At 35.7% G+C, this 12,284-nt stretch carries 13 protein-coding genes and 3 tRNA genes; 2 read left to right on the forward strand and 14 right to left on the reverse strand.

Going from position 1 to position 12,284, the window contains the following annotated elements:
- Nucleotides 1–50: 50 nt before the first annotated feature.
- The 8 genes from KH109_RS08400 to KH109_RS08435 all read right to left on the reverse strand — a co-directional run bounded on the left by KH109_RS08400 (nucleotide 51) and on the right by KH109_RS08435 (nucleotide 5,684).
- Nucleotides 51–1,136, reverse strand: a complete 1,086-nt coding sequence (locus tag KH109_RS08400; RefSeq protein ID WP_295218559.1) for a hypothetical protein — start codon at nucleotides 1,134–1,136, stop codon at nucleotides 51–53.
- A gap of 66 nt (nucleotides 1,137–1,202) precedes the next feature.
- Nucleotides 1,203–1,415 carry a hypothetical protein gene (locus KH109_RS08405; protein ID WP_295218562.1) on the reverse strand — a complete coding sequence of 71 codons (213 nt, stop codon included), beginning with the start codon at nucleotides 1,413–1,415 and terminating at the stop codon, nucleotides 1,203–1,205.
- A 10-nt stretch (nucleotides 1,416–1,425) separates the two neighbouring features.
- On the reverse strand, nucleotides 1,426–1,692 hold the full coding sequence (locus KH109_RS08410; protein WP_295218567.1) for a type II toxin-antitoxin system RelE/ParE family toxin: 267 nt from the start codon (nucleotides 1,690–1,692) through the stop codon (nucleotides 1,426–1,428).
- Nucleotides 1,682–1,903 carry a type II toxin-antitoxin system RelB family antitoxin gene (relB, locus tag KH109_RS08415; protein WP_005387906.1) on the reverse strand — a complete coding sequence of 74 codons (222 nt, stop codon included), beginning with the start codon at nucleotides 1,901–1,903 and terminating at the stop codon, nucleotides 1,682–1,684. Before relB ends, KH109_RS08410 begins: the two co-directional genes overlap by 11 nt.
- 406 nt (nucleotides 1,904–2,309) lie before the next feature.
- A complete protein-coding gene (locus KH109_RS08420; RefSeq protein WP_295218571.1) occupies nucleotides 2,310–3,050 on the reverse strand; it encodes an ATP-binding cassette domain-containing protein in 741 nt (246 codons plus the stop codon).
- Nucleotides 3,050–3,868: an ABC transporter permease subunit gene (locus KH109_RS08425; RefSeq protein ID WP_295218575.1), complete on the reverse strand. Its 819-nt coding sequence runs from the start codon at nucleotides 3,866–3,868 to the stop codon at nucleotides 3,050–3,052. Before KH109_RS08425 ends, KH109_RS08420 begins: the two co-directional genes overlap by 1 nt.
- Nucleotides 3,855–4,736, reverse strand: coding sequence for a phosphate ABC transporter permease subunit PstC (pstC, locus tag KH109_RS08430; protein ID WP_295218578.1), 882 nt, complete (start codon nucleotides 4,734–4,736; stop codon nucleotides 3,855–3,857). Before pstC ends, KH109_RS08425 begins: the two co-directional genes overlap by 14 nt.
- A 57-nt stretch (nucleotides 4,737–4,793) precedes the next feature.
- Nucleotides 4,794–5,684, reverse strand: coding sequence for a phosphate ABC transporter substrate-binding protein (locus KH109_RS08435; RefSeq protein ID WP_295218583.1), 891 nt, complete (start codon nucleotides 5,682–5,684; stop codon nucleotides 4,794–4,796).
- 306 nt (nucleotides 5,685–5,990) lie between these two features.
- Between KH109_RS08435 and KH109_RS08440 the strand changes: the two genes are divergently transcribed.
- The gene (locus KH109_RS08440; RefSeq protein WP_156719608.1) at nucleotides 5,991–7,364 is read left to right on the forward strand and encodes an MFS transporter; all 1,374 of its coding nucleotides are present in this window, start codon (nucleotides 5,991–5,993) and stop codon (nucleotides 7,362–7,364) included.
- A 53-nt stretch (nucleotides 7,365–7,417) separates the two neighbouring features.
- On the opposite strand, the gene KH109_RS08445 is transcribed toward KH109_RS08440, so the two are convergent.
- The 6 genes from KH109_RS08445 to KH109_RS08470 form a co-directional block, all read right to left on the reverse strand.
- Nucleotides 7,418–7,939: a DUF4178 domain-containing protein gene (locus tag KH109_RS08445; protein ID WP_060924141.1), complete on the reverse strand. Its 522-nt coding sequence runs from the start codon at nucleotides 7,937–7,939 to the stop codon at nucleotides 7,418–7,420.
- A gap of 130 nt (nucleotides 7,940–8,069) precedes the next feature.
- Entirely contained in the window at nucleotides 8,070–9,518 is a 1,449-nt protein-coding gene (locus KH109_RS08450; RefSeq protein WP_295218590.1) for a hypothetical protein, read from the reverse strand.
- A 78-nt stretch (nucleotides 9,519–9,596) separates the two neighbouring features.
- Nucleotides 9,597–9,682 (reverse strand) — tRNA-Leu (locus KH109_RS08455).
- A 12-nt stretch (nucleotides 9,683–9,694) separates the two neighbouring features.
- A tRNA-Phe gene (locus KH109_RS08460) sits at nucleotides 9,695–9,770 on the reverse strand.
- 19 nt (nucleotides 9,771–9,789) lie between these two features.
- Nucleotides 9,790–9,865: transfer RNA gene (locus tag KH109_RS08465), tRNA-Asp, on the reverse strand.
- Between the two features lie 288 nt (nucleotides 9,866–10,153).
- Nucleotides 10,154–11,368: an inverse autotransporter beta domain-containing protein gene (locus tag KH109_RS08470; protein WP_295218593.1), complete on the reverse strand. Its 1,215-nt coding sequence runs from the start codon at nucleotides 11,366–11,368 to the stop codon at nucleotides 10,154–10,156.
- Nucleotides 11,369–11,626: 258 nt separating this feature from the next.
- Here KH109_RS08470 and KH109_RS08475 point away from each other — a divergent pair, with 258 nt between their 5' ends.
- Nucleotides 11,627–12,244 (forward strand): DUF2939 domain-containing protein, encoded by a 618-nt coding sequence (locus tag KH109_RS08475; protein WP_295218597.1) that lies wholly within the window; start codon nucleotides 11,627–11,629, stop codon nucleotides 12,242–12,244.
- Nucleotides 12,245–12,284: the final 40 nt, after the last annotated feature.

Consider the following 12,284-nt stretch of genomic DNA (forward strand, 5'->3'; position numbering starts at 1 on the left):
TACCAATGTGCCTTTAGTTTTGTTTTGTTTTGTTTTCTTTTGTTTTATTTTTATTGTACTGTATGGAGGAAATAAATTACTCTAGTCTGTTCTGGATTAACGGCCATACCGGCAACAGTAAACATATTATATAAATAATCAAATTTAAAGATGTAGAATGTGTACTCTGCGTTAAATGGTCTCTTTACCTCTTTATATGAATAGTAACCTAAATATTTTTTCTGTAAAGCCTTATTTTCATCATTAGACAACACTTTATCAGAACTTAATTGGCTAGCATCTTGCTCTAAGTCAAAACCCATTTGATTATTCTTTTGGTTATAGAGTTCACGATTAACTTGTCGCTTAATATTTTCATTACTTAGCGCCAGCTTATATTGATACATATTATTAAATGTATTGGTTACTTCAATCCATTCTTCTGGCAATATAGTAGATACGTATTTTCTATAATTCGTCTTAACATCTTCGTAAGGTTTAATAGAAACACGTTCAGCCTCTCCCTTAGTAATAATAAACTTAGCATGATTTTCTGCATCTTGAATATAAGGCTTTAGTTCTGATGGTTTGCCTGTGAAAGAAACTTGAATGTAACGACCGTCTTCAATTGCCTTAGATGGTTTTAAATGAATATCAACCTGCTTAGCAAATGATGGTATTTTCTTTGGAAAACCTGACAAATCATTCACTTTATCTACATCTATATGATTGTAATATTCCTTGTCATTAATAGGATACTTAATACTTTCTCTAAAATTAATAGCATCCACAATTTGTTTTTCAATTTCCTCTTGTGTATAAGGATTTTTAATAAGGTCTCGTTGCGGCACACCTCTTATTTTTCTATTATGTTCCTCAATATGAGCATGCATACGTAATTCTGCATCTCGATGTTGCAACATTTGTTCATTATATGTTTTTTTAGCAACGGACATAACAGCATAGGATAGTTTTGTTTCACCTGTAACTTTACTTTCCATGTAGGGCATAACCTCTATAGGTTGTGTTCTATCAAGTTGAGTAGTCTTTACAATCAATGGTATTAATATAGGTGGGTTAGATATCTGCTCTGCATTTGTTATCCCTATACTAGCAGATAATACGGTCACAACTAGTGCAATTCTTTTTAACTTCATTCAAATCTCTCTCAGCTAAACTATATAAAATGGTTGGTATACATGTCATATAACCACGCAAATACTCTATAACTCAATAATCTTCCACATATCCTCTGGAACTTGTTCTAGAGGTTTATTTTTTGCCATAGCTTCTTTTAGGATATCAATGGTATCTTGTACTTCTTGTTTATCCTTCGTATTTGGGTCGTGTAGAATGACACGGTTTAAAGAGCCTTCACCAAATTGTTTTAAGTATTCTTTTTCTACTTGATTAAGTTCACGACGTAAGTATTTCATAGTATATCCTCTATTTGTAAATATCCTTTCTATGACCAACTTCTAAGGCTAAAATAATGCATCTATTGTCATTAATATCAGCAATGACTCTATAATTACCAATGCGATAACGCCACAGCCCTGTTTTATTCCCCGACAATGATTTTCCTAAGTACCTAGGGTTTTCTACATTATCTACATTCTTTATGAGCCAATTAAAAAGATAGCGTTGCGTTGATTTATCTAATTTAGAAAATTGCTTGTCAAACCGTTTAGAAAACTCAAGTTTATAAGCCATATTTTGCACGCATTTCCGCCACAGAATAGGTAACTGGATCTTGCTTGTATTCTGCTAATGCTTTTTGACCTACCTTAAGATCAAATTCGTCTTCAATCTTTTCTAGTAAAGCCTTCTTAAAGAGGGTAGAAAGTGTTTCATCCATAAACTCAGCATAGGTTTTAAATAACTCTTCTTCTTGTTCATTTAGACGGACTGAAATATTTGCCATATAAAAGCACCTCCTTATGTAATACATTGTAATACATAAGGAGGTCTTAGTCCATATTTTAAACTCGTAACCGCCATTATTTTAACAAAAATTTATATTTAAAATGTTAATATTTTATACTGCTAATTAGATTGTAAAGATCTAAGATTGTATATAAAACACACTGAATTGTATTTGACATACAAAAAAGGCGTACCGCCCTTCTCTCGTCTCTCAGCGGTACACCTTCTTATGTATATAGTTACTCTCGAACTATATCGTATGTCAGTCTGGCTAAACTCTCTCTAAGTCCCTTTTTGACACGCCAGTATGTCACCTTTAATATACAATTATAAAATAACTTTGTCAACAGTTTATAGAAATTTTATCTTTAATATTTTTAAAAAGTATAAAATTTACAAAATTATCAGCCAAAAGCCAAATAATCACGAGTTAATTCTTGTTGTGGATCAGAGAATATTTGCTCCGTAGAGCCCCACTCTACCACTTGGCCATCATTCATAAATACAGTGTAGTCTGCAATGCGTCTAGCTTGCTGTAAATTGTGAGTAACAATGACAATCGTTTGTTTTACTTTTAACTCTGTTAGCAACGCCTCAATATGTAAGCTATTTTTTATATCTAAAGCAGAGCATGGTTCATCAAAGAGCATAACCCTTGGATCTACGGTCAAGCTTCGGGCAATACACAGGCGCTGTTGTTGACCGCCAGATAAAGAACTTGCCAAACGCTTTACGTCACCATTAATTTCGCTATATAATCCAGCCTGCTCTAAACATTGTATCGCCTTAGCCTTTCTGTCTGCAGCGGATAACTCTTTATAATAATTTAGAGCAAATACCATATTATCTTCAATGGTACCAGGGAATACAGTCGGTTGTTGTCCGATGAGACCGATTTGACGACGTAATATGTGCGGATCCATTGAGTCTGTAGATAGGCCATCGTAAATAATTTGTCCATTAGTAACTTTTTTCGGCGCCTGTAAGCTACCGTTAAGCGTAGCTAACAATGTGCTTTTACCACAACCAGACGGCCCAATAACCGCAGTAACAGCATGTTCTGCAATAGGCAAGGTTATGTGTTGCAAAATAGGATGCTCACCAATGGACACCTCTATATTTTTAATATCTAATATGGTGCTCATCAAGACCGCCCTCCTATCCAGCGACAAATAATATTAATGCAAAGTAATATAACCATCAATACAAAGGCTGTAGCATAAGCTAAATCTACTGAATAACCTTCGTTGACTAAAATGTACAAATGATACGGCAAGGCCATAAATGGATCCGTTATATTCGGTATGGATCGCGTATATAATACGGCACCAGTGTACATAATCGGTGCGGTGGCTCCCATCGCATAGGCCGACCCAAGGGCTATAGCGCTCAATCCGTCTCTCATGGCACTAGGTATGACCATATGCATCCATATATAACTTGGTGAAAGCCCCATATTGAGAGCTGCCTCATACGTTTTACGAGGAAACTCGTGGAATACTTTCACAAGGCGCAACGTAATAAAAGGTATAACCATTACCGTTAACGTAATCGACGCAGATAATAAGCTTTTATCGATACCTAGATATAAAATCAGCACACTATAGCCGAACAAGCCAATCAAAACAGATGGTAATCCGGACATACAGCGTAGAGTGAACAAAAAGCATTCTGATTTCCATCGAGAAATATTGCCATATACCATGTAAAGGGCACAAGGAATACTTACAATAGCCGCCATAGAAGCCGTTAATAAGCCCTCTAGAATACTGCCGATTATGGCAGGGAATATGCCCCCTTCTACACCGAGAGGCATCCCCGCTGGATAGAGCCAGAGGAAATCAACGGTTATTAACGGTCCACCATGATACACAATATAGGCGCAAGCAGCGATGAGTATTGCCATAACTAGGACTAGACTGCCATAAGCCCAAGTAGCTAATGCAAGATTAGATAACTTCATGATGACCGTCCTTTCTAGTTTTCCAAGAATACATATAGACTAGAATATTAGTCAGTATTAAAATCATTAGCAACACTAACGCTGCTACATATAAACCACTATAATGCAAGCTGTTGTACTCTACACTACCCATTTCAAGAGCAATAAGAGATGGAATCGGCTCAGCCTTACCTAATAAGCTAGGCAAAATAGGCGCATTACCGACAACCATCATAACGGCCATAGTCTCCCCCATAGCACGAGAGAAGGCTAGAACAGAACTAAGAATGATAGAACCTTTAGCACTAGGCAATATTATCGCTTTCATAGTATGCCACGGTGATATACCAAGGCCCAAAGCCGTTTCTTCATAGCGCTGACGATAGGTTTCGATAGATTCCGTACAGTGAGTCACAATATAAGGCAAAATCATAAAGGCTAATACGAGACTAGCCGATAAAATAGACTCACCGGTAGACAAAGAAAACATCGTTTGAATGGCCGGAACCACTACGGCAAGACCGATAAAACCAACAATAACAGAAGGTATGCCAGCAATCATATCGATAGTAGATAAACAAAATTGGCGAATACGTGGCGATACGCCTAGACTCAAGCCTACAGAGGTACCAATCCCCAATGGCAACGCCCATATCAAAGATAACAGCGATACATAGAGACTAGCAGAAATAATATAGGAAAGACCTAATACAGGACTTTGTGCCATAGGCTTCCAAACTGTACCGGTTACAATATCCGTCCAAGACATATGTATCAAAGCGGGCCACGCCTCTATCGCCATATAGAGCACGAGCCCTATATATAAAGCGAGAACAGACACCGCCATAATCGGTACTATGCCAGATGTAAAACGATCTGATAAATGCATAGACTCTCCTTTCATAAGAAAAAAGCAAGGCCGCAGCCTTGCTTTTATTCTATCTGATTAGTTTACAGGAACAAAGCCCATTTTATGAATAACTTTGCGGCCTTCTTCAGACTTCAAGTATTTTGTGAAAGCATCTGCTACGCCGCCCATATTACCTTTACCTACGATAAGAAGTGGACGTTGAATCATGTAGGAACCATCAGTAATCGTTTCGTCTGTTGGAGCTACACCATCAACTTTAAAGGCAACAATTTGACCTTTGTTTTGACCTAACATACCATACGATGCGTAACCGATAGCATATTTATTTTCTTTAACTTTAGCTACAAGAGCACCCATGGATGGAGCTTGGATAGCGTCTTTAGTCACCTCTACGGACCCCATAATTTTTTGTTGGAATACTTCATGAGCACCACCACCAAGATCACGTGTTACTACGATGATTTCTTGATTAGGCAAGGAAGGATCTACTTGATTCCAAGTTTTGTACTCACCAGAGAAGATTTTAATAATTTCTTCTTTAGTAAGATTATCTTTTATAGCATATAAAGGATTTTCAGGATTTACGGCAATTGTTAAGGCATCAATACCTACTTTAATTTCATTGTAATCTTTGATTTTTGCTTTTTCGCTGTCTTTCACTTCACGAGCTACTAAACCGAAGTCCGCAGTGCCATCGATAACCGCTTTAATGCCTGTGCCAGAACCACCAGAAGATACATAGATAGTAATATCTTTATCTGGCAAAGAGCTATCCGCATGATTCCAAGTTTTATTCTTTTCTGTAAAATCTGTAGCGATTTTAGAAATAACTGGTGCCAATGTGGAGGAACCATTATATGTCAATTGAGTAGATTGAGAGCTTTGATTAGAACCACAACCTACAGTAATAAGCATGGCTGCACCAACACAAGCAGCGAGTATAGCACGTTTAGTAAAACCTTTCATATACAATCTCCTTAAAATAAGAATAATTAAGAACTATTCAGCATGAGTATAATTATACCAAAATATAAATCGTCATTACAATAAATTTCAAAGCCTATAGAATGTAGTATATCTACCGCACGTTACTATATCCTAAGCCTACTATATACATATAAATAATATTTTTCTGTAAAATAACCATATATCAATTAATTTTATGGCTTTAACGCTTAATTTAGTAGCATTAATCATTTACATAAATCATCTATAAATGGTACTATTAGCAGTGCACTAGAATTTGGTTATTATGAAAGAAAGGTAATAACTATGTTTTCATTTCTACAACCAAAAGAGGCAAAACCATCGGTTCCTCAGAATATGATTATGAATTTATATTACAAATATAGATTTCAATCTCTAGCCGGTGTATTTATTGGTTACGCTGCGTACTATATCGTTCGTAACAACTTTGCCTTATCAACTCATTTTTTATCAGATATCTTACACATGAGCAAAACGGAAATCGGTTTGCTATCTAGTGGTATGCTTATCGCCTACGGTCTAAGTAAAGGCTTCATGAGTAGTCTTGCTGACAAAGCAAGCCCTGCAAAATTTATGGCTTTCGGTCTTATTTGCTGTGCAATTATCAATATCTTTATGAGCTTTGCCGACAGTCTCGCTTTCTTCTTAGTATTAGTAGTTCTTAATGGTTTCTTCCAAGGCTTTGGTGTAGGCCCATCCTTCATCACACTTGCTAAATGGTATCCAAAACAAGAACGTGGTCGCTTTGGGGCAATTTGGAATATCTCCCATAATCTTGGTGGCGGTATCGTAGCACCAATCGTAGCTGCTGCGTTATACTTCACCACTACTGATCACTGGCAATTAGGCAGCTATGGCATTCCTGCAATTATTGCAATTGTAGTAGCTATTCTTATTTGCTTCTTGATTAAAGAAAGTCCAGAACGAGAAGGCTTACCACCAACTAGTGAAATCATTGCCGATACAGCTCATAAAGCACATAGAAGTGCAGAAGCACCACACCTAAGCACAAGACAAATTTTTGTACAATATGTATTAAAAAATAAAAATGCTTGGTATGTGTCTCTAGTTGATACATTCGTTTACATGATTCGTTTCGGTATGCTTACATGGTTGCCTATTTACTTATTACAAGTGAAAGGCTTCTCTAAAGCAGAAATGTCTATCGCATTCTTATTCTTTGAATGGGCAGCTATTCCTTCTACAATTTTTGCAGGTTATATTTCCGATAAATTCTTTAAAGGTTATCGTATGCCACCAGCAATCATTGCAGTAAGTATTATCTTCTTCTGTATCTTCGGCTATTGGCAAAGTGAATCCCTCTTGTGGGTTACATTCTTTGCTGCTGTCGTAGGTTGCCTAATCTACATTCCTCAATTCTTAGCATCTGTACAAACTATGGATATTGTACCTCCATTCGCTGTAGGCTCTGCCGTTGGTCTTCGTGGCTTCATGAGTTACATCGTAGGTGCCAACCTTGGTACAACGCTATTTGGTGTTTTAGCAGATAAATTTGGTTGGAATGCAGGTTTCTACCTCTTATTAGTAGCATGTGTTCTTTGCATTACATTCTGTGTACTTGCACACTTTGGCGCAAAAGAATTAGATGCTAAAGAAGCAGAACTTGAACAATTACAACCAGCTGAAGCAAACAGCTAACAACTAAATTCTAGAGCAAACCAAAAGGTAGCAACATATATTGTTGCTACCTTTTATTTATTCTTAAAGAAATTTGCCAAAAACCAAATAATTGGCCCTATAAATCTCACCTTCTTAACGGTATCCATTTTATCTAGAATAGGCTTAGTTATCTCTGCATTGCTTTCAAGCAACACATATTTTTTATCAACATAAACGCCTTTGGAATACTCTGTCGTATGAACCCGTTTTTCAATAGTAAGTATATGAGTACCATTAATATCTTCATACTCTTCATAACGAGAGAAAGCACCAATATCTATATCTGTATCTATATCCCCTCTTGTACCTATTGCCATCTGATAACTTCGATGAACTACGTTCATATCAGATGGTATTACTTTGCCACATAACTTTGTAAACTGATATACATCATGTTTTTCATTCCAACTGATCCAAAACTCAGCATTATTCTTATGTTTAACCAGCTTATACTTATACCAAATTCTCCTATGAGTATCAATGTAACGAATTTTGCCTAGGATCGTATATAACTCATTTCGGATACGCAATGTATCGCCATAGTTAAACTTCATAAAACACTCTCATTCTTAAAACAATTTAAATTATTAATTACTATGATTGTACATATAATATGAAATTCTGCCAATATGGATATAGTAAAAAGGTAGCAACATATATTGTTGCTACCTTTTATTTTTACAATCAACCTTGTTGGCAGAAATAAATGATATAGTTACTATCTGGACTAACTGCAGCACCTAAAGAATAGGGATGATTCCAACTGCCACCAAAATCAAATACATATAATACATAATTATCAGGTATTTCTACTGAATCTTCATTATATGACAATCTATGCAAATATTGTTGCTGAAGCTTTCGATTTTCTTTTTCAGTATAAGTTGGATACACTTTATCTTTGGCACGCTTATTTTCATAATCTTGTTTAGGCTTTAATGCATCTCGAGCGTCTTGTATTCGTTTACGAGTTTCAAAATATCTCTTATACTTTGCACTTTTGTCTTCATCTGCAATCTGTACCTTATTAAATTCTGCTAGTACTTGATTTTCTAACTCATATATTTCATCTACAAATTTATCAATTGGATGGTCTTGTCGCTCTTGTATAAATTTACCCATCGGCACAGTTGTATTCTTTACAGTCAGTATCGACCTTAGGATTAATGCAGATAGGGAATCTGCATAGTCCATCTTCGAATCAATAAATTGTTTAACATACACATGGGATAAATCAGATTTTAAAATAACCACTTTAGAGTTAGAACGTGCTTCATCAATATATGGCTTTAATTGTTCCGGTGTACCTCCAAATGTAAGTTGTACGTAAGCCCTGCCTTGAAAAAAACTTGGATTACTATGCATATGAATATTTTTTGCAAAACCAGGTATTTTCTTTGGGAAACCAGGAATCATAGGCATCATTTTATAATCTTTTGGATTATTGATAGGATACTCAATTAATTCTATAGGTTTCAAAAGGCTCTCTAGTAACTCTTTTATTTCCTGTTTAGAGCGAACGGTAAATAAATCATGCCCTTTATTTTGATCTAAATACTCTCGAATTGCCTTTTCATTTGCTTTATCCCGATCAGCACGCGTCCTATAATCTTTAGTATTAATGGGATTTGTTAGCTTAATCTCTCCTTGACCATTCTTTTTCATATATGGGCTCACGATGCGTAAAGGTTTATCTCGACCACCAATAAAATAACCTTGATTACGTGTTGATTCAGTATTATAGTTTTTAATTTCTTTTAGTGCTTGTTTATCCTTATCATTATAAAGTGGATCAAACGTTTTGTATTCACTACCAAAATCAGTTTTTTCTGATATTTTTAATCGCTGAGAAGCGTGCTCCTTCTCCTTCCGTTCTAATGTAATTTCATCTTCAATCGAAAGCTTTTTTGGATTTATAGATTTATCCCTTATAACAGCTTTAAAAGCACCAGGAATAATCTCAATAAAATCTAATTTCACAGGAGCTTTAGTTTGTACAGACTGGTTTGACTTTGCATTATTTTTCAGTTCAGCACTAGTATTTTGGTTTATCCCGTCCACTGTTGCAGCTAAACTAAACTGACTAGATAATGCTAGTGAAAGCAGCATTAGTACAAAATATTTCTTATTCATTTCTCTCTCCTATATACACCTACAACTTTAAATATTATAGCAAAAAGGACCTACAGTAAACTGTAGGTCCTTATATCTTGGTGCGGTTGGAGGGACTTGAACCCTCACGAGCGTACGCTCACCACCCCCTCAAGATGGCGTGTCTGCCATTCCACCACAACCGCATGGAATACAAATGGTGCCTCAGGACAGAATCGAACTGTCGACACACGGATTTTCAGTCCGTTGCTCTACCAACTGAGCTACCGAGGCACGTTTTTTGTAAAAAAAATGGCGACCCCGATCAGATTTGAACTGACGATCTTCGCCGTGACAGGGCGACATGTTAACCGCTACACCACGGGGCCGCGTATCAACTCTCGTTGACTACTCGTATATATTAACATGAGGTAAGCTACTAATGCAAGTACTTTTTTTCTAATTTTTTGATGAATTTTTCCAAAATATATGAAATTAAGAATTATCTAGCAAAAATCATTTGGATTTACCATTTATATTTCAAATGCTCATTTATACGCAATATTTCATAAACCTATAAAATAAAATTGGTATCCACCTATTTTAAATAATAGATAGATACCAATTCATTAAGATTTATTAAGAACTATAAACCACCATAATTAATACGATATTAATTATAAATGATCCCAAGGACCGTCACGCAAGTCTTGTTCCCAGTAATACTCAACCTTCATATCACTGCGTTTAACCTTATCAAACATCTTAGAACGTGCCGAAGTCATCATATTTTCACTATGTTTACCACCAAAGTACGCATATCTAGACTTACCTAAAGTATACATAACAGATACATAAGGTTCCACAGAGCTAATATTACTTTTACCAATTCCTAAGTCTACAGAGATATGAGGCGTCACATTCATTTTAGCGCCTACCTTTAGCCCATGTATAGACTGCCACTTATGTTGGTCAATATAGAACATCTCTGTTGGCTGTTCTCCTGGTGCTTTTGTTTTCCAATGATATCCTTCCACATAACTAGATAGCCAACGAGCATTCTTATAATCACGTGTATACCGTATATCAAAGCCATCCAATACATGTTCATAAGAATATCGGGGTGTTCTACGAATACCATCAGGTGGTGTACTAAAGCTATCATGGAAAATTATTGCCCGTGGTACTTGACGCAAAGGTGTGTTAATGTCATAAGGTCCCACCTTTTTTTCTGATAGTCCATGGTATACATTGACACTAATCGTATTTAGACCAGCTACATATTCTAATCCTGCACTAACACGAGAAAATTTATCCTTAAAAGCATAGTCATAGAATACATCGGCACCGACGTAGGCATGCTCATGTGTACTAAGACGACGATAGCCAATACCAGCAGTACCAACAACACCAAGAGTATCATGTTCTACTACTTCACCTTTATCAATATAACTTCCTTGACCGTCAATTCTTCCAAGATCTGCGTCCGACCCATTCCAATATGTAGTAGTGGAAACTTTTTCGCCACCATTACCATCTAAGCGACCTTGTACAAACACCACGGATTTTCCATCTTTACCATATTGTTTTATGGGTTGTAATGTTTCTATAAAATACTTTGAGTTCATTTTCTGCTTAGAGTTATGATTCCGGTAATGAAATCGTGAATCATAGCTTAGATTATTATCGGTCATTTGTTTATTAGGCATTGCATAGTCATGATAAGTATCTTCCTGAGTCCCTTTGAAACCAATACCTATATCCGTACGATCCATCCAGCTTGATTGAACTGTTTCCCCATTATCCTTATCTGCAGCAAAAGCACATGTAGCAAAGCTAAAAGTCAATGCCGTGCATACTAAAGATTTGATAATAACCCTTTTACTAACCATAATCTACCCCTCTTTTATATGAAAATTTCATGAAAGATACTTTTATTATATATCCTTTAGCCAGCTAAAGCAATAATATATCTTATCCACTTTACAGCATATATATTCTTTATAGTCTATTAGTGCATATATTTGAAAGTTCTATTATTTTAAGTATCACTAATTAATAATTATAGTGAAGGGCCTTTGACTATGATAAAATAAATATATATTATATAAATAATAAGAATGTAATATAAAATACTTTGGAGCAATACAATGAAATCAAAATCACTTATAACCATCTTAATTATTGCTATTGTTGGTGCCTTAGCAGCAGCGTGGTATTTCATGTGGTACATTCCCCACACACCAGCTTATACGCTAAAAATTATCCATCAAGCCATACAAGATAAAGATGCCGATGAAGCCTTACGTCATATAGATACGAAATCTATTGTAAAAAATATATTAGAACGGGAAGGCAATAAATATATAGATACATCCAATCCATTTGGCAAAGCTACTATTGCAGCAGCTAAAACATTTGGTCCATCTTTAATTGAAGATGTGATACGAAAATATATTGAAGATCCAGATAGCTTTAAATCTCAGCCAACTACAACAGACACTAATAATACGGCTCAAAGTGATGACAACATGTCCATGGTCGATCGCCTTGTGGATGGCCGTCTCTTCAAAGCGCATGATGTAGAGGTTAAAAATATCAAATCTGAAGACGATGGAGATACAGCTACCGTAATAGTAACAATCCAAAACAATAAAAAAAATATGACAAAAGATATACGTGTTTTGATGCGTCACTTAGGTGATGGCACATGGGTTATTTACGATATTCCAGACATGGAAGACTTATATACAGTGACTCGTAAATAGCAAATAAAAAGTAATAAATAATAAGTAACTATTAATTTAT

Source organism: Veillonella sp., assembly GCF_018381775.1.
Lineage (GTDB): Bacteria > Bacillota > Negativicutes > Veillonellales > Veillonellaceae > Veillonella.

What these genes read in the sequence shown, in the direction of transcription:
- KH109_RS08410 (WP_295218567.1), bottom strand. Translation starts at nt 1,692, where the DNA reads ATGGCTTATAAACTTGAGTTTTCTAAACGGTTTGACAAGCAATTTTCT.
- KH109_RS08445 (WP_060924141.1), bottom strand. Translation starts at nt 7,939, where the DNA reads ATGAAGTTTAACTATGGCGATACATTGCGTATCCGAAATGAGTTATAT.
- KH109_RS08470 (WP_295218593.1), bottom strand. Translation starts at nt 11,368, where the DNA reads ATGGTTAGTAAAAGGGTTATTATCAAATCTTTAGTATGCACGGCATTG.
- KH109_RS08450 (WP_295218590.1), bottom strand. Translation starts at nt 9,518, where the DNA reads ATGAATAAGAAATATTTTGTACTAATGCTGCTTTCACTAGCATTATCT.
- KH109_RS08440 (WP_156719608.1), top strand. Translation starts at nt 5,991, where the DNA reads ATGTTTTCATTTCTACAACCAAAAGAGGCAAAACCATCGGTTCCTCAG.
- pstC (WP_295218578.1), bottom strand. Translation starts at nt 4,736, where the DNA reads ATGCATTTATCAGATCGTTTTACATCTGGCATAGTACCGATTATGGCG.
- KH109_RS08420 (WP_295218571.1), bottom strand. Translation starts at nt 3,050, where the DNA reads ATGAGCACCATATTAGATATTAAAAATATAGAGGTGTCCATTGGTGAG.
- KH109_RS08475 (WP_295218597.1), top strand. Translation starts at nt 11,627, where the DNA reads ATGAAATCAAAATCACTTATAACCATCTTAATTATTGCTATTGTTGGT.
- KH109_RS08400 (WP_295218559.1), bottom strand. Translation starts at nt 1,136, where the DNA reads ATGAAGTTAAAAAGAATTGCACTAGTTGTGACCGTATTATCTGCTAGT.
- KH109_RS08435 (WP_295218583.1), bottom strand. Translation starts at nt 5,684, where the DNA reads ATGAAAGGTTTTACTAAACGTGCTATACTCGCTGCTTGTGTTGGTGCA.
- KH109_RS08405 (WP_295218562.1), bottom strand. Translation starts at nt 1,415, where the DNA reads ATGAAATACTTACGTCGTGAACTTAATCAAGTAGAAAAAGAATACTTA.
- KH109_RS08425 (WP_295218575.1), bottom strand. Translation starts at nt 3,868, where the DNA reads ATGAAGTTATCTAATCTTGCATTAGCTACTTGGGCTTATGGCAGTCTA.
- relB (WP_005387906.1), bottom strand. Translation starts at nt 1,903, where the DNA reads ATGGCAAATATTTCAGTCCGTCTAAATGAACAAGAAGAAGAGTTATTT.